Annotated in this window: 19 protein-coding genes; 10 read left to right on the top strand and 9 right to left on the bottom strand. The window is 62.9% G+C overall.

Annotation, left to right across the window (positions count from 1 at the left end):
- Positions 1 to 163: 163 nt before the first annotated feature.
- Positions 164 to 556: a hypothetical protein gene (locus HY556_05145; protein MBI4393172.1), complete on the top strand. Its 393-nt coding sequence runs from the start codon at positions 164 to 166 to the stop codon at positions 554 to 556.
- An 8-nt stretch (positions 557 to 564) separates the two neighbouring features.
- Here the strand turns inward: HY556_05145 and HY556_05140 are convergent, their stop codons facing one another.
- Positions 565 to 1695 (bottom strand): IS6 family transposase, encoded by a 1131-nt coding sequence (locus HY556_05140; protein MBI4393171.1) that lies wholly within the window; start codon positions 1693 to 1695, stop codon positions 565 to 567.
- 97 nt (positions 1696 to 1792) lie between these two features.
- Between HY556_05140 and HY556_05135 the strand changes: the two genes are divergently transcribed.
- The 3 genes from HY556_05135 to HY556_05125 all read left to right on the top strand — a co-directional run bounded on the left by HY556_05135 (position 1793) and on the right by HY556_05125 (position 3983).
- Positions 1793 to 1981, top strand: a complete 189-nt coding sequence (locus HY556_05135) for a hypothetical protein (protein ID MBI4393170.1) — start codon at positions 1793 to 1795, stop codon at positions 1979 to 1981.
- Between the two features lie 245 nt (positions 1982 to 2226).
- Complete coding sequence (locus HY556_05130; protein ID MBI4393169.1) at positions 2227 to 2766, top strand: hypothetical protein; 540 nt, start codon at positions 2227 to 2229, stop codon at positions 2764 to 2766.
- Positions 2766 to 3983 carry a winged helix-turn-helix transcriptional regulator gene (locus HY556_05125; GenBank protein MBI4393168.1) on the top strand — a complete coding sequence of 406 codons (1218 nt, stop codon included), beginning with the start codon at positions 2766 to 2768 and terminating at the stop codon, positions 3981 to 3983. The genes HY556_05130 and HY556_05125 overlap by 1 nt, the downstream gene beginning before the upstream one ends.
- 141 nt (positions 3984 to 4124) lie before the next feature.
- Here HY556_05125 and HY556_05120 read toward each other — a convergent pair whose 3' ends face one another.
- Genes HY556_05120 through HY556_05105 form a run of 4 tightly spaced genes read right to left on the bottom strand, consistent with a single transcriptional unit; the run spans position 4125 to position 9486 of the window.
- Complete coding sequence (locus HY556_05120; GenBank protein ID MBI4393167.1) at positions 4125 to 7505, bottom strand: FtsX-like permease family protein; 3381 nt, start codon at positions 7503 to 7505, stop codon at positions 4125 to 4127.
- Between the two features lie 34 nt (positions 7506 to 7539).
- On the bottom strand, positions 7540 to 8265 hold the full coding sequence (locus HY556_05115) for an ABC transporter ATP-binding protein (GenBank protein ID MBI4393166.1): 726 nt from the start codon (positions 8263 to 8265) through the stop codon (positions 7540 to 7542).
- Positions 8234 to 9013, bottom strand: coding sequence for a 7-cyano-7-deazaguanine synthase QueC (gene queC, locus HY556_05110; protein MBI4393165.1), 780 nt, complete (start codon positions 9011 to 9013; stop codon positions 8234 to 8236). Before queC ends, HY556_05115 begins: the two co-directional genes overlap by 32 nt.
- Complete coding sequence (locus HY556_05105) at positions 9010 to 9486, bottom strand: 6-carboxytetrahydropterin synthase (protein MBI4393164.1); 477 nt, start codon at positions 9484 to 9486, stop codon at positions 9010 to 9012. The genes queC and HY556_05105 overlap by 4 nt, the downstream gene beginning before the upstream one ends.
- Positions 9487 to 9633: 147 nt before the next feature.
- Here HY556_05105 and HY556_05100 point away from each other — a divergent pair, with 147 nt between their 5' ends.
- Together HY556_05100 and HY556_05095 are read left to right on the top strand one after the other, a co-directional pair.
- Entirely contained in the window at positions 9634 to 10536 is a 903-nt protein-coding gene (locus tag HY556_05100) for a GTP cyclohydrolase I FolE2 (GenBank protein ID MBI4393163.1), read from the top strand.
- A 1-nt stretch (position 10537) separates the two neighbouring features.
- The gene (locus HY556_05095) at positions 10538 to 10813 is read left to right on the top strand and encodes a hypothetical protein (GenBank protein ID MBI4393162.1); all 276 of its coding nucleotides are present in this window, start codon (positions 10538 to 10540) and stop codon (positions 10811 to 10813) included.
- Between the two features lie 36 nt (positions 10814 to 10849).
- Here the strand turns inward: HY556_05095 and HY556_05090 are convergent, their stop codons facing one another.
- Positions 10850 to 11014 carry a hypothetical protein gene (locus HY556_05090; protein MBI4393161.1) on the bottom strand — a complete coding sequence of 55 codons (165 nt, stop codon included), beginning with the start codon at positions 11012 to 11014 and terminating at the stop codon, positions 10850 to 10852.
- Between the two features lie 179 nt (positions 11015 to 11193).
- Between HY556_05090 and HY556_05085 the strand changes: the two genes are divergently transcribed.
- Together HY556_05085 and HY556_05080 are read left to right on the top strand one after the other, a co-directional pair.
- Positions 11194 to 11811 carry a nucleotidyltransferase domain-containing protein gene (locus HY556_05085; GenBank protein ID MBI4393160.1) on the top strand — a complete coding sequence of 206 codons (618 nt, stop codon included), beginning with the start codon at positions 11194 to 11196 and terminating at the stop codon, positions 11809 to 11811.
- Positions 11808 to 12203 carry a hypothetical protein gene (locus tag HY556_05080; protein MBI4393159.1) on the top strand — a complete coding sequence of 132 codons (396 nt, stop codon included), beginning with the start codon at positions 11808 to 11810 and terminating at the stop codon, positions 12201 to 12203. The genes HY556_05085 and HY556_05080 overlap by 4 nt, the downstream gene beginning before the upstream one ends.
- A gap of 104 nt (positions 12204 to 12307) precedes the next feature.
- On the opposite strand, the gene tgtA is transcribed toward HY556_05080, so the two are convergent.
- A complete protein-coding gene (tgtA, locus tag HY556_05075) occupies positions 12308 to 14275 on the bottom strand; it encodes a tRNA guanosine(15) transglycosylase TgtA (protein ID MBI4393158.1) in 1968 nt (655 codons plus the stop codon).
- Positions 14276 to 14401: 126 nt separating this feature from the next.
- On the opposite strand from tgtA, the gene nadA reads away from it, so the two are divergent.
- Positions 14402 to 15406 (top strand): quinolinate synthase NadA, encoded by a 1005-nt coding sequence (nadA, locus tag HY556_05070; protein ID MBI4393157.1) that lies wholly within the window; start codon positions 14402 to 14404, stop codon positions 15404 to 15406.
- 94 nt (positions 15407 to 15500) lie between these two features.
- Here the strand turns inward: nadA and nadX are convergent, their stop codons facing one another.
- Positions 15501 to 16274, bottom strand: a complete 774-nt coding sequence (gene nadX, locus HY556_05065) for an aspartate dehydrogenase (protein ID MBI4393156.1) — start codon at positions 16272 to 16274, stop codon at positions 15501 to 15503.
- A gap of 227 nt (positions 16275 to 16501) precedes the next feature.
- Positions 16502 to 17527 (bottom strand): hypothetical protein, encoded by a 1026-nt coding sequence (locus HY556_05060; GenBank protein ID MBI4393155.1) that lies wholly within the window; start codon positions 17525 to 17527, stop codon positions 16502 to 16504.
- Positions 17528 to 17677: 150 nt separating this feature from the next.
- Here HY556_05060 and nadC point away from each other — a divergent pair, with 150 nt between their 5' ends.
- Complete coding sequence (nadC, locus tag HY556_05055) at positions 17678 to 18595, top strand: carboxylating nicotinate-nucleotide diphosphorylase (GenBank protein MBI4393154.1); 918 nt, start codon at positions 17678 to 17680, stop codon at positions 18593 to 18595.
- The last annotated feature ends 69 nt before the right edge of the window (positions 18596 to 18664 follow it).

Here is an 18664-nt window from a genome sequence, read left to right as displayed (position 1 = left end):
GTTTTGGAGGCCTTCGAGGACGATCTCCATCTTCTCGCGCGCTGTCCATTTCCGCTTCTGTTCGTTTTCCATTCGTGTTCCCTTCCCGCTTGGTCAGCGGGGTGGGAACCGTTCAGAAATCAGAAGACCTTTTTGTCCCAGATTCGTTGAAACATCTCATCTTGTGTCCATTACTGAGAATGTCGAGAATCAGCAACCACTCGATATTCAGCACATCAGTGCCAAGTTGCTGACCAATGATGGAAGGCAGCACGTGGTTTCCGTCTGGGACCGGCTGGATTGGGATCTACGAATCGCCAAGAACATCGGTAACCAAGCGGCGTTGTGGTCTATCCACAGCGAACGCGAGAATCCAAAAACGTTACCCCATGGGCAGATTGAGGTCTTGGGTGATGGCGAATTGTACATCGTACTGCGCTTACAAATCAACGGCTTCCGTATTCGCCAATTTTTCTACGCCCCTGCGAAGAATAGGAACACGGAGCCTATGAAGATTTGGAGCATCTTTAGCCACCGCCTTTGGCGTCGCTTCCAAAGATGTGAGGGCCGTCGATGAGCGCACACCTATTTGGAAACCTTGCCACTTGTGGTATGGAGAGCCGCATCGAGTATTCGTCTCCATTTGAAGCCATCCATGGGCTCCATTCCGGCGGCTTCTGCGGGCGTCTTGCCGAGGGTTTGGTGGCTTCGGACCATGTTGTAGTGAACTCGGAAACCCTCGGCGATGTGGGCTGCGCCTTTGCTGTTGTCGAAGGCGCGCATGACCTTCGCGCGTTCTTTCTCGGTCCCATGGAATCGTTCGATGCGATTGTTACTCTCGCGGGCCTTGATGCTTGGGACTCGATGGTGCTTCCCGTATCCGAGTTCGCGCGTGACCGCGTGGGGGTAGGCGTTCATGCCGTCCGTGTAGACTTCTTGGGGGCGGTCGGGAGTCGCGGCCTTTGCCTTCTTGAGTGGAGCGCGAGTGTTGGCCATGCTACGATTCTTGCTGATGTGCGTGGCAAGAAGGAAGCGGCTGTCACTATCCATGACGTTCCACAGGTAGTGGAGTTTTCCGTCTACGTTCACCATGGTTTCATCCATGTGCCACCGCTGGCCCGTGGTGGCTCCCTGCTCATCCATCCACCGGGCAGCGAGGTTGGCGTAGTGGATAATCCACCGGTAGATCGTCATGGGGCTGAGTTTGAGGCCATGGACTTGCCTGATGTGGTCGGCGATCTTCCGCAAGGACAAGCCGCGGAAATAGAGGTCCAAGGCGAGGGCGATCTTCTCTGGGTCAGCGCGGCGCTTGTGAAACCCCTCCATGCCTGTGAATTTGTGGCCGCAAGTCTTACAGAGCCACCGCTTGACGCTCCCCGTCTTGTTGTGCCGCCATCCATCAGCTACTACATTGATGACCACGCAACGGTCACAGGCTGGTCTCGTGGCGATGGGTTCCAAAGCTTCGCGGATATTCTGTTTGAATTGGACAGCGAGAATGTGGATGCAGTCTCGTCCGGTGTCCATGTGGTGGGCGCATTCACAGGCCCACTTGTCGGCTTGGAGTTGAACCACATAGGTCTTATCGGGCGTGCTCTGGCTCTTCACGAGGAACAAGTTTTGCCGGAGTTTGCGTACTTGGTCCCCTCGGGCCACAATCGCGAGTGCCGGGGTTCGCTGATCCAGCCATCGGTCAAGAGTCGCATTCTCAGTCATGCGCTACTTCCGTGCATGTCTGCATATACACCCACATACTTGAGTTTTGTGCATGTGTGTATAACTTTATATTCGGGGAGTTGCTTCTTACTGGTTGATGGGGAAAGAGAAACAGGAGCCGGGTACCGTGCGAATGAACATCGTGCTGCCTTCGGACTTGGAAACCGAGTTTCGAGAGGCAATCTACAAGCGGAAAGGCATGAAGAAAGGCAACATCAGCGAAGCCTTCACCGAAGCCGTCCAACTATGGCTCAAAACCAACATGGGGGCCCCCAGTCGCAAATAGACGCCCCCCGAATTGTGACAACCTTGAAAGACCGTCTGCCAACCCCCGAAAAGAGACAGAACCGGGGGTGGCGGGGCGCCTCTCCCGGCGGTGACGGGCCGTTTTCCCCGCGACCGGGCACCTTGCGCCCCCCATGGGCGCGCACGCCTTGTCATGGGCCAGAGGTGTTCTACAACACACCCCTGCCCGACGATTCGCCGTTCAAGAACGCTCAAATACCGTTCCCCGGAGAGGCATGGGCGTAGGTGCTGCCAATGACATCACACCGTTCCGTCGTGGCCCGCGGGGCCGGTTCGCGGCCTTGCATGCCGATCAACGTCTCGAAGATCCTGTTGCTGAACGTGCTGGTCGCAGCCGCGCTCGTCCCCTCGACTCCGGCGGTCGCAGCCGGCGATTACGTCTCGGTCCTCGTCTACGACGGGACGATCAATGGGACAAGCGGTTTCCCGCCCGCAAGCAACCCCTGCGGCGATCCGGAGACCGGCGAATACCAGCTGGCGCCCACGGAGACCTCATGCGAACGGTATTTCCAAGGGCCGGGCGAGGACCTAGAGGCGAGCGTTCGTGTGTGGGCCGTCTATCGAATGGGTTTTACCGGCAAACTTACGGTCACGATTGATGGAACGTCCTCGCAGACGTGTACAGTCCTCATCGGCGCCACTACGGCGCCCGTTCTCGGTTGTTCCGCGCGTGCCACTGGCGCTTTCACCGGATCGGTCCGCGTGACCGGTTCGGCGGCGACCCCTTCGGTCGGCGAATGGACCATCGACGGGAGAGTGAGCTGATGAAGGTCAGCACGAACTTCCTCGCCCTCTTCGGGGCTTTCGTCATCACGTTCATCGCGGCAGGAGCTACGGCAGGCGACCCGGAACTCGTTCTAGGGGCCGAGGTGGGAACACGTGACGGCACCACGATCGGCGACGACCGCCTCCTCGGATTCGTCATCATGCCCGAGATGGTCCCGGGCGAAGAAGTGGACACGATCGTCGAAGCGAACGACGAGGCGGTCGAAGATGCAGTCGTCTTCGAGCCGATGTACCATGCGGTGATCGTCGATTCCGGGCCCGCGACCGGGTTCGACCCCGAGACTCCGAGGGCAATAGCGTCGATCTACATGCAACCGAGGGACTTCTCCATGGCGGGCGCCGAGGACTGGAACCTCATCACGTTCGACGACACGTCCGGCGCGGGCATGGATCGCCTGATGAGCCTCGCGAACGTCGACGACACCGCGGGGTACACCTCCCAAGCCCCGACCTCCGTCTCGTCGGAGTCGACTCCCACCAAACCAAAGAGCAGGTTCGAGGCCGGCGAGGTCGATCGACCGATCGCCTCCAATTCCATCCGGCGCACCCAATCGAACGTAGCGCCGACGATCCGTTCGACCGAGCAGCGCGCCGACCTCGCGATGGTCGCCGCCGTAGGCGTACTCGTCTTCGCGCCCGTTTTCGTCCTATACCATCGGATGCGGGGGGCTGCGAGCCTCGAGAACAAGACGCGCAAGGCCGTCTTCGACATCGTGACCGGACGCACGGGCATCACCGCGAACGGGATAAGCGCCCTAGCCGGCATCGGTTACACGACCGTGATGTACCACCTGCGCCGCCTGATGACCGAGGGCATGGTCGTCGAATCGGGCGACGGCCACAACCGTCTCTATTACCAGAACGGCGGCGAGGTGTCGCGCGACGAACGCGACCTGGTGGCGATCGGACGCGACCCGCAGGCGATGCGTCTACTGAACTTCATCAGCGAGCACCCGTGGTCGTACCGGGCCGAGATCGCGAACGCCATGGGCGTCTCGACGACGACCATCAACTGGCATCTGAAGAAACTCGTGAAGTCCGGGCTCATCGTCGAAGAGCGCGACGGGAAGAACGCGTTCCTCTGCCCGTGCCGCGAGAAGATGGGCGTTCTCCTCCAGATGATGCACAAGGACGAAGGCGCGATGTCCCCCACGGCGACCGTCGTGGCCGTCAAATCAACGATAGTAACGGCTTGAGCGGGTCTCAAGGCACCTACAACCAAAGGACCCATCCGGGCCGGGCACTCGTGTCCGGCCCTCTGCCTCTCTTCTTTGGACACGCCGTCCGTTGACGCAGTTCGTCTGCCGCGCCGTCGCGTCGCGGAAAGCGGGCGTGCCCTATTCGATGTACCTGATGGCCTCTGCGGGGCTTATCCTCGATGCTCCACGCGCCGGCCAGTACGTGGTGATGAACGTCGCGACGTATGCGACGACGAGGATGAACGCCATGTCTACGACTGGTAGTGAGAACGCGATACCCAATTGCTTCAGGCTCTGCTCGTAGACGCCGTAAGCGACCACGATCCCGATGAGAAGGCCGGCGAATATCCCGAGCGACGTCGAGAGGACGGCCTCCATCACGAACGCCTTCTGGATCATCTTGCGGGTGAAGCCGATCGCGCGCAGCATCCCCATCTCCTGCCGTCGTTCGATGACGGCGCGGGCCGTGACGACTCCGAGGCTTGCGACCCCGACGACGAGGCCGAGCCCCAAGTAGACCTGGAAGAGCGTGTAGAGTTGGCGCGTCTCTGCGATGTAGTTTGCCACGTCCTCGTCGATCGAGACGGCGTCGAGGCCGATGTCCTTGAAGGCGGCTTCGAGGTCCTTTGCCTTCGCCTTCGCGTCCACTCCGGAGGCCACCTTCATCAGGTACTGGCCGTGGAGTTGGTTGAAATCACGTTTCAACGCGTCCTTGCCGACGAAGACGCCTTGGTAGTAGACCTGGGACTGTATGCCGATGACGGTGAAATTGCGGGCCCCGCCGGGAAGGTCCATCGTCAAGATCTCCCCGACGTGGTGGCCGCCCGGTTGGTTGTTCTCATCGAACGTGTAGATGCGGGAGATGACGATGACATCCATTCGCGATACCAAGGCGTCGTGCACTTCACGCTGCGAGGCGTAGCCGGGGAGGATCTCCTCGTACGAGAAATCGGCGGTGTCGCGAAACGCTGCGTCCACACCGTAGACGCGGTCCTCGGGGGGGCCGCGATAACGGACCGGCTTTCCGGAAATGGTGATGAGGGTGCCACCGGGGACGTCCGCGTAGAGAGTGTTCGTCACACTCGACACGCCTTGAAACACCGTCGCGTCGCCGCCCGCGCCCCGTAGATGCGCCGCCAGGTCGTCGGTGGGGACGGTGGAGGTCGCTAGGACGTCGTACCCCCCTGACTGCTCCTTGAGATCCGGCGTCAGGACCGAGAAGAGGATCGAGAAGAGCATGACGACGAGGATGACGAGCGCGAACATCGCGACCGTGAGCCCCGTCCGGAAGCGTTTCTGGAGGGGGTAGGATGAAGCGACCCTGACCACGGGAAGATCGCGGCGGCTTCGAAGAAGCGGCCTTGCAAGAGCCTCCAAAGGCGTACGTCCCGAGACTATGAGGGCCGTCGCGGAGAGAACGAGAACCAGCCCGCGGGCCGGCCCCATGGCGATGCCCTCGACGCCGCCGGCCGGCGGAACGGAAAAGACGGTCCAAAGGGTGTAGGCGAAGATGGCGGCCGCCATCAAAGGGACGGCGCGCTTGTCCGCAGTGAAACGCCCCGCCGAAAGAAGGAGACCGAATAACGCCACCGGCGGACCGATGACCTTGGACGAGAACGCGTTCGCTACGACGCCGTACACGGTCACGCCCGCGCCGCACGCCGCAAGCGTGACTCCGAGGAGGAACGTGTTCGGGCCGCTTTTCCCGGGCGGATCGTCGAGTTGGCGGATCGCCCTGACGACGTTCAACCGCGAAACCCTGGTCGCGGTGAAGAGTATTGCTGCGATGCTCATCAGGATGCCCGCGGCGAACGCAAGGACCATGCTTTCGAGACGGGGGTGGAAGGGGATAGTAAGCGAGATGTTCGACGCCCATATGCCATTGAACGCCTGGAGAAGCGCGTAAGAGAGGCCGAGGCCTACGATGGTGCCGACCGCGGCCGCCGCGACCGCGTAGACGAGCCCTTCGGTAAGGAGCATGAGGACGAGGTCGCCTTGTTTGAGGCCGATAGCGCGCGAGATGCCGAGCTCGGTCTTCCTCTCCTCGGACAGCATCACGAAGATGTTCACTATGAGCATGAGGCCGGCGAGGATGGTGAAGGAGCCGAGCAGCGTGAGCAGCTGTGAGAAGAGTTCTCCGGCACGATCGGCCGCGGCCAGGTAATTGGCCTTGAGGGTCACGACACGCAGGCTCTTCACGGCGGGCGACGCGTCGGCGGCCTTCATGGTTTCGAGACTCGCGTTCAGCGCCGAAGCGGCCGCAGTCGAGGTGGTCGCGCCTTCCTCGACGCCTCCGGGGTTGGTCACCTTGATGAGGTTGATCCTCCCCGCCTGCAAAAGCATCGTCTGCGCGTCGTCGAGGCGCATGAAGACGCTCGGCGAGATGAACTGGTTCCCCTTGCCCTTGTCCTCCACGATCCGTGTGATGGTTACGTTCCTCTTCTCGCTCGTCGGTCCCTGTCTAAGCGCCTCCTCGACGCGCTCCGCCTCCCCTCCGGCTTCGCGGCGAAGGTCGTCGACCATGCGTTTGGCCGTCTCGAAATCGTAGACCTCGTAGAAGACGAGGACGCGCAGGACGAAGGGTTGGTTACGCGCCGACTTCGCGTGGACGTTCGCAGACCAGTCCCCCTGCCTCACGGGCCCGGAGACGTTGAGGACCACGGGAAGGTCTGGCGCCGTGGCCGTCCCGTTTCCATTGATGACCCTTGACCCGCCCGGGGCGAGGAGTTCGAGGTCGAGGTCGGTGGCCGCTTGCGGGGGCCAAGCGAGGATGACGGAGATCGCGGCTGCGTCGCGTCCAACGTCGAAACCGAAGGTGTACTCGTCGTTCGGGGCGTGCGTGTACGACGGATTCCCGTCGGGGCCCGTGGTCCCTGTCGCCAACACGAGGTTTCCGCTGAAGTTGAAAAGCACGGGGATGAGCGGCGAGGAGGCCCGCCCGTACGAGACGGACAGCGTGTCGCCCTCTTGGGCGTCGAGCGCGTTTGCGAGGCGCTCGTTGATGTAGACTCCGCCGGTTGCCAACTCGTCCCCGTATCTCGTAGTGCCTTGCGCCTCGAAGCCTCCGAAGGGCCGGTCGAGGACGGGGTCGAACGCCTGCAGGTCGACCACGGATTCGGATTGGCCCGTCCGGTCCAACGTGACGGCGACGGATTGCAGTATCATCGGCGATGCGGCATCGATCTTCCCTTGGAGGGCCGGGTCCGCTGCCAGCGCCGAGAACGCCGATTGAGGGAAGTAGAAATTCCCGCTGATGGCCACGACCTCGTCGATCTCGCCGAGGCCGTCGTAGACGTTCTTCCGTATCCCGTGACTAGTCGAGTCGCCCGTCACAAGCGAACTGCTGATGATGGCCGTCCCTATCATGAGCCCGAGGATCACGATTACCGTCTCGCCGCGACGCCGACCGAAGTTCCTCAAGCCGAGGCGGGTAAGGACGGGGCGCCTCAACGCCATGAGAAGTGTCGCGCCGACGCCTGCGAGGGCCGCGATGAGAAGCACGGTGTCTTCGCCTGCCACGCTCACCCCTCTTCGAAGGCGGGCGGCGCCACCCCTATCTACCGTTCCTTTCCTCGCCGACGACACGGCCCGAGTCCATCTGGACGACGCGATCCGCCATCCGTGCGATCCCTGGATCGTGCGTCACCACGACGAACGTCTCCCCGTTCTCCCGGTGGAAACGCCTGAGTATATCGAGGACCTCGGCCCCCGTCTTCCCGTCGAGGTTTCCTGTGGGTTCGTCGGCAAAGACCATGGCGGGCCTGTTCACGATGCTCCTTGCGATCGCCACCCGCTGCTGCTCACCGCCGGAAAGCTCCTTGGGGCGGTTGTTGACACGCGCGGCGAGGCCGACGAGCGCCAACGCCTCCTCTGCACGACGGCGCGAATCGCGCGCGGCCGTGCCGGTGACGAGAAGCGGCAGCTCCACGTTCTCGACGGCCGTAAGGACGGGGAGAAGGTTGAACGCCTGGAAGACGAAGCCGATGCGCCTCGCGCGATAACCCGTGCGCTCGTCGTCGCTCATCTTGGACAGGTCCCGTCCTTCAAGCTCGACTCTGCCGCTTGTTGGGTCATCGAGGCCGGCAAGGCAGTTCAGTAACGTGGTCTTGCCACAGCCGGACGGCCCCATGATAGCGACCATCTCGCCCTTCTCGACCTTGAGATTCACTTCGTCGAGGGCGCTTACCGAAAGTTCGCCGGACCTGTAGCGCTTACCGAGGCCTTGGGCCGCGATGATGGTGTCCACGTCAGCGCCCTCCTGGCCTTCGCGCTCCGCCAAGCCTACGTCCGGGCAGGCGCCCCCTTTCCTTATTGCTTGAGCCGGCTCGTCCGCCTTTTTTTCCCCGCGCTGTGCTCTTCAACGCCGGGTCCGCGAGTTCCGCCTCCTCGAACCCTTTCGCGCGGAGAATGCAGGAATCGCAGGTCCCGCACGGCCGTTTCCCCCCCAGGTAACAACTCCACGTCAGGTCGAGCGGCGCCCCGAGTTTTGTCCCCAACTCCACGATCGCGGCCTTAGTCAAGTGTATGAGCGGCGCGCGGATCTTCGTCGCTTCTCCGCCCACCCCGCGTTTGGTCGCGAGGCCGGCCATCCGTTCGAAACTTTCCATGTACTCGGGGCGGCAATCCGGGTACCCAGAGTAATCTATCGCGTTGGCGCCGATGAAAATGGCCTCCGCCTCGATCACCTCGGCATACGCAAGCGCGATCGAGAGCATCACCGTGTTCCTCGCCGGGACGTACGTGACGGGGATGTCGGAGGACATTTCGCGGGCCGAGCGCCCTCTTGGGACCTTCATCTTCCGGTCAGTGAGCGCCGAGCCGCCGAATGCCGAAAGGTCGACCCTTACCGTGATGTGTCCGAGGAAACCCAGCTTCTTCGCGACTTGCCGCGCCGCCTCGATCTCCCTTCGATGGCGCTGACCATAATCGATCGTGAGCCCGTGGAGTGTGAAGCCTTCGGCCTTGGCGATCGCCGCAGCCACCGTGGAATCGAGGCCGCCGGAAACGAGACAGACCGCAACACTCAATGGAGCGACCGACCCGAGAAAGCCCCTTTTCCGTAACCCTCGTCGACACCCACCTCGACGCGCTTCACATTCGAGGGGAAGTCGACTTCCTTGAGCAGCGACTCAAGCACGAAGCCGGAGAGGTTCTCGGCCGACGAGCGCGGGATCGGAAGCAGTTCCACGTCGGCGGCCGGGACCATGTACTTCTTCTCCCCTATCTCGAAACTTAGGGATCCGCCCGCCTTCGTCACCGGCATCGTCCTGTCGAGGGCCGGTAGGAGGAGTTTGTGGTCGAGGGAATCGGCGACGCGCCGTAGCGCCGCCTTCACGATGTTGAAGTCCATGATGAAGCCGTCGGGCCCCGGCTCGCCTTCGAGCATCACGTGGAGCGCGTATGTGTGCCCGTGGAGTCGCCCGCACGTCTCGTGCCGGGGGATGATGTGGGACGCAGCGAAGCGCACGCCGCTACGCCAACCGTCGATCCGAAGTTGCACGAGTCGCCAACAAGGGACGCGGTTTATAGGGTTTGTGCCCGGTCCGTCGGGGTCGGCCACCCGTCGGGGCACGGGTCGTCGCGGTTGTTTCGGGGTGACTTCCCCCCGAAAGTCTAAAGGAGACGTCGCTAATAGAGGCCTGTCCCCATGGTCCTCCTTCCGGACGTCCAAGCGCTACGAGCGAACCACGAGTTGAAACTGACCCGTGTCGGCGTCACAGGGGTCAAGAAACTCGTGCGGGTGCTTCGGCCGGGAAAACGCGACTACACGGTCTTCACGCCGACCATCGACGCCTTCGTGGACCTTCCGGGGACCCAACGCGGCATACACATGTCGCGTAACCTCGAGGCGGTGAACGAGACCCTCGAAAAACTCGTTCGCGACCCCTCGCAGAGCCTCGAAGGCCTCGCGGGTGCGATCGCCGAAGACCTTCTCCAGAAACACGGCTACGCGACGGTCGCCGAAGTACGGATGCTCACGGATTATTTCATGAAACGCCGCAACCCCTCCGGCCTCTCGCTCTACGAACCCTACGCCCTTGGCGCCCGGGCGGTGGCTATCCGCGGAAAAAAGACGTGGAGAACCATCGGCGTGGAGGTCGTGGGGATGAACGCGTGCCCATGCGCCATGCAGACGGTGCGTGAGCTCATGGGCGAGGCGTGGCCCGAGACGCGCAAGATGCCGAAGGAAGCGCCGGGTCCGACGCATAATCAGCGCAACCGCACGACACTCGAAGTGGAGACGCATCAGTTGGACGCGATTGATGCGGACGAACTCATCGAACTTGTGGAAAGCTGCCAATCGGCGCCCACGTTCGAAGTGTTGAAGCGCGGGGACGAAGCTAAGCTTGTCCTTCAGGCCCACGGGAGACCCCTGTTCGTCGAGGACATCGTCCGTGAGGTGCTCACGGAGTTCGCGAAGAAACACGGTCACCTTCCCGACGACACGATCCTTGTGGCACGCTGCGAGAGCGAGGAATCGATCCACAAGCACAATGCGTTTGCCGAGAGAAGCGTGACACTCGGCGACTTGAAGAACGGGGCCGCCTAGTATGGGAGACGCCGCACCCGCCGGCAAGAAGGAGGGAGTCGAGGCGACCGGTCGGCGCGAGGTCCTCAAGGGGGCCGAAGTGTCGATCCACTACCCTGACACGGATGGCAAAAGCGCCGAGATGCACCTCGACATCGCGCACCCGGTGCTTGGCAAGATAATTCTCAAAGGAGAACACTCGTTCGCAGGTTCGGCCGAAGGCGGGATCTTCGTAAGCCTCCGGCCGAAGATGGCGGAGCGGGTCGAGAAGGCGTTGAAAGAAGGCGGAAACCCCTAGGGCGTGGCGTTGTAGCCTGTCTGGTGGCGAAACGCCCTAATTCCCGGCCTCAGACAACCAACCTTCGTCCCGCTTCGCCCTTTCGAGCCCTGCGAGGACGCGCTTTACCCGCTCGGGATCCCCGTGCTTGGGGATGGTCCCCATCTCAAGGAAACCGCTGCGTATCTTTCCAAGGTGGTCGTTCGAGACTGTTTCTTCCACTAGGAGATCATCCCCGGTCAGGACGTGTCGAGACGTGCTCCGGACGATCCCGGTGCCGCCTAGCGTGATCTACCTCGACCGTGGATTGCGGGCGTAGGCGAGGGGGTCGACATGTCGAGCCTGTGAGCGCCCGCTACGCGCCGGGGCGGAGAAAAGCTTATGTTCCGATTCCTTCCTATATGTTTCGATTTCGAAACATGCGTTTCCATTCCTCGCTTGACGGCATACTCGTGAACCGCACGGCGCTACGCGTCGCGCGCCTCCTCGTCGGCAACGTGGGAAGCGAATTCACGGGCCGGGAGGTCGCCATTAGATCCAAGACGTCGCCCGCGAACGCGATCCGGGAGTTGCGCCGCTTCGAGGACAATGGACTCGTGGAGAGGCGCGTCGTGGGCCGGGCCCAGGTCTGGAAGTGGAAGGGCGCGCATTATCTCACGAAGCCGCTGCGGGCCGCCTTCTTGGCAGAGGAAGGCACCTTGAAGGCGCTCTGCACCGAGATCGTAAGGGAGCTGGGGCCCGACGAGCGCGTCATCAAGGCCGTGCTTTTTGGGTCCGTGGCACGAGGGGACGAGCGGGCCGGAAGCGACATCGATCTCCTCGTCATCGCCCGGGACGAGCGATCGGTCGAGGCCGTTCGCCAAAGGCTTGATCGCCTGCTCGAGCGCGTGTCGCGTTCTTTCGGGAACAGCCTCGCGCCCATCGTCTATTCCGCCGAGGAGGCGCGCCGAAAGAATCGGCCAACCCTATTGGTCAATGTCGAAAGGGAAGGAGTGGTGTTACTTGACCGGACGAAATGAGGACAGAGACCGTCTCTCCGGCCGTTGCCGGCGGGTATCTAAAGAAGGCCCATGAATTCGCCCGGCTCATGGACTTCGCTTGGGAAGCGGGCGACTGGGACGGCGTTGGGCTCGGGGCCGAGCATTGCGTCATCTCGGCCTTCGACGCGGTCACGACCGCACGGCTCGGATTGCGGTCGCGCGGCGAGGATCATCGCGACGTCTTGGACCTTGTGCGACAGACGAAGGTAGACGGCCTTACCGCGACCATCAAGGCGGCCGCTCGCGTCCTTGAGATGAAGAACATCGTCGCGTACGATGCGAGGCTCATCGACCGCCCGGACGCAGAGATCGCGCGGAAGCGTGCGAGGCGGATACTTGATTGGGCTGACGCGATCGTGCGCTCGGCCTGAAACACGGTCCCGAGATTGTCTGCAAAAGGCCTTGTGGATCCGGGTGTCGACCTGTCGGCTGGGAAACCCAATGACGCTGCAATCGTCGGCGGGTCCCGTCGCGATCACACGTCTTCCTCGGCGCCGGGGTTCGATTGGGCAGCGCCCTCTCGCACCTTCACCGCCATGCCTTTCTTGAAAAACCTTAATTCGCGCGGGCTCAACGTCAACTCGCCCACCGCGACAAGCCGATCCCCGGGTCCGACGACGATGACCTCATCGCCCGGCGCAAGGCCCGGGTCTATGCCCGTCACGAAATGCGCGAAGACGCTCTTCCCCTTCTCGTTGAACTCCACGCTGTCCGCGTTCACCATGATCCGATTCGCGGACGGGGGAAAACGCTTGATGAGGCGTTGCGCTCCCGCGAGGTGGAGGTTCAGGAACCCGTCGGCCGCGCGTACCGATGCGATGAATTCCGCCCCGTCGTAGACGTTCCTGATCTTCCCTGTGTTCTTGGAGCGCACGATCCGAAGGGCCCCCGCGAACATCGCCTCGCCCGCGCCTCGCCCCAACTGCATGTCGGCGACGGCTTTGAGCCTCAACGTGTCGAAGGCGTCGCTTTCCGCGTATGTGCCTGATAGGAGATGACCATCGCGTTCCTCATCGTAGCGTCCCACGGCCACGCCGCGCTTCGGCGAGAATTCCGTGAGGACGTTCCATGCGCCTTCCGCCGCCTCGTATTCGAGCTCGTCTGGCTCGGCGCATTGGGCGAGGGGGAAGGTCTCGTCGAGTTCGAGCGGGACGGGGCCGAACATCGTCTGTACGGCGGGGATGGTCTTGGTCCAATCGAGATTGGCGACAAGACCTCCGAAATGCTTTGTGTACGGGGTCGTGCGCCGGGGAAGGAGAAGCATCTCGGTCCGGCCTCGGGTATCGAATTCCTCCATGAGGCGTCGACGGTAGAGTCTCGCTTCCGGCCGGTGGAGCGAATCGGGGCCCACGTAAAGGAACGACCCCTTCCAGCGGCGCGGCGATTCGTCGGCAAGCCAATCGGCGTGCTTGCGTATCTCGCGAAATCCTGACAGAAGCGACGGGTGGACACGGGCGCGTTCCTCCGCGAGCTCCCAGAGGCGCCCCTCCCGTATCGCTTGGCGGACACCGCGCACCTCACTCATCGTGACGTGCAGGTTGTGCTCCGCGAGGAGACGAGTGCGCTCGTCTTTGGGCATGCGCTTCAACGCTGCCGGCGTCGTCGAGGCACAAGTAGTGCAACTGCAAGCCAACTCCTCGAGATCCTCCAGATGATGGGTCCCGTCGGAGAATATGAGGCGGTCGTCCTCCGCGTATTTCGCGTAAGCCGCGGAATCGAAGAGGTCGCACCCAAGAAGCACGGCCATGGGAAGCATCATCGGGTGGCCCGCGCCGAATAGATGCACCGGGCGGGACGGGTCGAGTTCGCGCTTTGACGCGATTATCGCCTGGACGAGTTCCCGATAGCGTTGGGCCTCCATCATGGGCACGACGCCGCCGATCGGGTGTACGTCCGCCACGATCGTTTGAAGCCGCCGCGCGCATTCGGCGCGTAGCTCCGGGTGGGTGCCGCCTTGGACGGTCGCCGCGAGAAGCATCTCGCCCTTGAGGGAAGCGCCCTCCTCCGCCCTCTTCAACGTCTCCTCCATCTGCCGCCGCGCCTCGTCGAGCGGCGTATCTGGCAGCGTGAAGATGTCGAGCGTCGTGCCGATGTCGCTTCGGATGTCGCGCTGGAAACCCACGATGGTCCTGTTGTCCACCTCGACGTCGCCGTAGATGTAGCTTTGGAACGTGCCGCTATCAGTCATCACCGGGCCGTCGAAACCGATCGCTGCCGCGACTCCGCGTTTCAACGCGGCCTCCGTGAGAGGGTGCGATTTCCTGATGATGTATGAATTCGTGATCACCATCTCGACGCCGAAGCGGCGCTTCATCTCCGAAACGGGGATCGTGGGCTTGTTCGGATTGATGACCGGGAGAAGCGTCGGTGTGGTGACCGTCCCGCGCGCCGTCTTCATGCGGCCGAGGCGGCCCAAGACGTCTCGCTTCATGATGTCGAACATGGGTGGCGTGGGAAAGCGAGGCTGCCTAATAAACCGGAAGGTGGAAACGGACGATGGCAAGGCGCTGAATCGGTACTTCCACAGATGAACGGTTAAATACGCGACGGCATTGAATATTCAGTGGAGATGACCGCAGCCACAAGCGAACAGGTCGCCGCCGAGGCGGGCCGCCTATACGCGAAGATGGGCAACGTCGGCTGGGGCGAGCCGGAGTGCCGGATGATCGCGCCGCTCACGCTAAGGATCAATGCCTTGAAGCGCGAGAAGAACGCCGTGATAGTCGCGCACTCATATCAGACCCCGGACATCATCTATGGTGTGGCGGACTACACCGACGATTCGCTCGGCCTTTCGAAGTACGCCGCGAAGACGGACGCGGACATCATCGTCTTCTGCGGCGTGCGGTTCATGGCTGAGACAGCGAAGATACTCAACCCCACGAAGACGGTGCTCCTTCCTGCGCCTGGCGCCGGCTGCTCGCTCGCCGATTCGATCACGGGGGCCGACGTGCGGGCGCTGCGCCAGCAATACCCCGACGCGGCCTTCGTCTGCTACATCAACACCACGGCCGAAGTCAAGGCGGAGTGCGACGCGTGCGTCACGTCGGCGAACGCCGTCAAGGTGATCACACGCCTGCCGCAGAGAAGAATCGTTTTCCTCCCCGACAAGTACATGGCCGCGAACCTCGCGCCAGACACCGGCAAGGAGATAATCCCCTGGAACGGCACGTGCATCGTCCACGAACGCTTCACCGGCGAGGCGATGAAGGCGCACCGTGAGGCCCACCCCGACGTGAAAATCCTCGTCCACACCGAGTCGCCGCCCGATGTCGTCGCCAACGCCGACATGACCGGCGGCACGGGCGACATGATACGCTACGTGAAAGAGAGTGCGGCACAGGAGTTTCTCTTGGTCACCGAATGCGGCCTCTCGGACCGCATGCGAGTCGAGGTCCCGGAGAAGGAGTTCATCGGAGGGTGCGGACTCTGCCCGTACATGAAGATGACGGATCTCCGGGCTGTGGCGAAGGCGCTCGAAGCGCCGGAACCGGAGCAGACGATCGAGGTCGCAGACGACGTGCGCGTAAGGGCAAAGCGGTGCATCGACAGGATGTTGGAATTGAGCGCCTGAACGGAGGCCAGCGGCGGACCCGTCCCCCCCGCGCCCATCTTGCCTTTGAAGCGCTCTTGCGACGCTCGTCCCTACGCGATGAAAATTGCGCGCCTCACGTCCCGACGCGCTTTCCCCCGGCAAGCTGCCTCAACAGGGCGATGGCGCTGTACGCGGCCAACTTGCTCGTCCTGGGGTTGCCGGGGTGCGGCTCGTTCTCTATTGTGAGTTCCATCCTCCCAAAATCGCCCTCGACGGTAATCACGTGCGTGTTTCGCCGCACCGCTGGGTCGGCGATGATGGAGACCTGTGTCCGGTCGAAGCCGATGCCGGCGAGGGATAGCGCCGCTGCGACGTTCACGTTCTTCGGGTACTTCTTGACGGCCTCCCGCGCGGTCCCTGTATAGATCACTTTGGCGGCTTCGACGCCGGTCAGGCCTAACGAAGCGGGCGGTTTGCGCGTCCGAAGATGCACCTCCCGCAGCTCGCCGACACTTGCGGATTTCAGAGCATCGAGCCCAGCGAGGGCCCCGGACGGGATGTAAAGGCGACCACCGCATGTCGCGGACAGGGCGTTGAGGGTCGATTCCAGTTTCGCGTCGGCAAGGGCGCCGACGGAAAGGATCATCATGTCCTTGCCGGAACCGATGACCGTCGGCCCGTAGGCGGCGACGGCCTCCTGCGAGGCAGCTTCCACGACGAGGTCGACCTCGCGCAGGGCCTCCTTGAATATCTTCGCCTCTCGCGTCTTGGGAAGCGTCTCGGCAAGTCCGCCGGCCCGCTTCGGTTCTTGATCGAACAGCCAAATGGCCTGGATGGCGGGAAGCTTCGATGCTTCCCGGGCGAGCATCGCCCCTATGGCACCGCATCCGAGCACGAGTATGCGCACGGGCCTTGTGAGGTGGAAGGTTCTCCTTAACCGTTTGCCCGTGGATTGGCGAGGCGCCCTTGAAGGCGCAAGACGCAAGCGGGCCTATCCCACTTCCTTCGCTTTGCGCCCCGTCCTACGGCGCGACCATCTCGGATGGGAGGACAAAGAGGCGCCGGCGGCAGAAGGAGAGGAGGCTCCAACGAGGCCGCTGCCGCCGGCGCGCGCTTGTTTCGTGACGTCAGGGCCTATGGTCTCCTTTGCCGATGGCGCACGGCTATGGCGGCCAAGGCCCCGACGGTCACGAGTGGGATGAGGCCCGGGCCTGGCGTCCCCAATGGGGGAAGCGAGCCCGCGACCGATTCTGGGACGACGCCTATGGAGGGGTCGTGCGTGAGGTTGTCGAATCCGGGCGCTTCGTACACGAGCCAGTACTTGGAGCCGCTTTGGGCGCCGCCCTGCATTCCGCCCGGCTTCACGGCCCTTACGGTGACGTTCGTGACGTTGCCGCCGGTGGAGGCGCTTGCGGTGTCCGCCCAGCGGAGCCACCCGATCGTTGTGGCGTTGCCTGTGGCGTTCGATTCCGTGACGTTCACGTGGGAATCGCCGAGGCTCGCATTCGTTCCGCTTGAGGCATTTCCACCGCCGCGTTGGGCGACGATGAATTCGAGCCCCAAAACGTCCGTCCTGACGCTCCACGGCCATTTCTCCACTAGGAGGTCGAACTTGACTTCGTGGGTCTGCACCTCGAACGTCTCGTTGCCGAGCACAACGGTCTTCGGGACCGTGTAGATGTGGAACACGATGGATACCGACGCGTTCTCGCCGGATTGGACGGAAACGTTCCCCGTGAGGTTTCCCGTCAGGTTGTCGGCCTCCGGCGGCATCGGGATCTGGTCCCGACCGGCGGCCTTCGTCTCCACAGGTGCAACGATCTTGAAGGTCACGTGCACCCCGTCGGCGTCCTCCGTGTCCGTGATTGTCCAGTTACGGGCAGCGACAAGGTTCAAGGAAGCGACGTCCTGGCCGCCTTGCGTGTCGCCCGGTGCGAGTTCCACCAATCGTTGGAGGAAGATCTTGAACCCGCGCGACTCGTTTCCCGTCGCATACACGTCCATCATGGGCTTCTTGCCCTGGAAGTGGACCGTGATGGATTCGTTGGAGAGGACCAACTTGTCGGTCGCCTCGCTCGCCGATGGCTTGGGGGCGCCCAACGGGGCAAAGGCCGCCAGCGCCATCAAAAGCGTCATTAGCATCGCGCTCAGTATTTTCATCCGTATCCCGCCGCTACAGCCCCTCTCGCCGGTTATGAGGCTTCTCGGACGTACCTCGAAATGTGGCCGAAGGGATGACGGAAAACCCCTCCTCACGCACCGCGGGCGCGGCTTGGGATACTTGATATCGGCGCCCCGCTTTGGCCAATCGTGACGAAACGCGACGGGAGCCGCGTCTTACGGGACCTCCGACGTTTCCTTGAGGAAGACGCCCCCCGCGGGGACGTCACGACCAAGGCCGTCTTGGGGCGTACAGCCGCGCAGGCCGCCCTACGGGCGAACGAAGCGTGTGTCGTGGCCGGCCTGGAAGAGGCCGCGGCGCTTTTCCGGCTGCGCCGATGCCGCGTCAAAAGGACGGTCCGTGACGGTAGCCGCGTGTCCCCAGGCACGAAGGTGCTCGAAGCGACGGGAGACGCGGCAGCACTCCTCCTATGCGAACGACTGGCCCTCAACATCGTGATGCGGATGAGCGGGATAGCAACTGCGACGAGGAAAGCGGTCGCGAAGGTGCGCGCCGCGAACCCGCATGTGGAGGTCGCGGCCACACGTAAGACCACGCCGGGCTTTCGGTGGTTCGAGAAAAGGGCCGTCGAACTGGGCGGCGGAAAAAGCCATCGCTTCGACCTTTCCGCCGCGATACTCGTCAAGGAGAACCACGCGGACATCGCTGGCGGCATAGGGGTGGCCGTGCGACGCGCCAAAAGGCGCCACCCTGGATCGAACGTTGAAGCGGAGGCGCGTGACCTCGACGAGGCGATGGAGGCGGCCGGCGCGGGCGCGGAGTGGATCCTGCTCGACAACATGGGACCGGCCATGGGCGCCTCCGTTGCCCGACGACTGAAGAAAGCATTCCCGAAGGTGAGAATCGAGGTCTCGGGCGGGATCACCCTTCAAAATGTCGCAACGAGGGCACGGTACGCGGATCGCGTCTCGCTTGGCGCCTTGACGCATAGTGTCCGCGCGTGCGACTTCTCCATGGACGTCCGACCGGTAGAGGGGAGCGCCCGCGACCGGGGGGGCCGGACACATCGCGGCGAAAGACGCAAACGGGCTGCAAAACCTGGGTAAGGAAAAGCAAGGGGAGCTGGCTGGGGACTCCCATCGGGAGTGAGGCTTCTGGCTGGGGCCGGGTCGGGC

The sequence above is a fragment of the Euryarchaeota archaeon genome, from assembly GCA_016207515.1.
Classification (GTDB): Archaea; Thermoplasmatota; SW-10-69-26; order JACQPN01; family JACQPN01; genus JACQPN01.
Note: the sequence above shows the minus strand (reverse complement) of the source record. Positions and strands in the feature narration are given on the sequence as shown.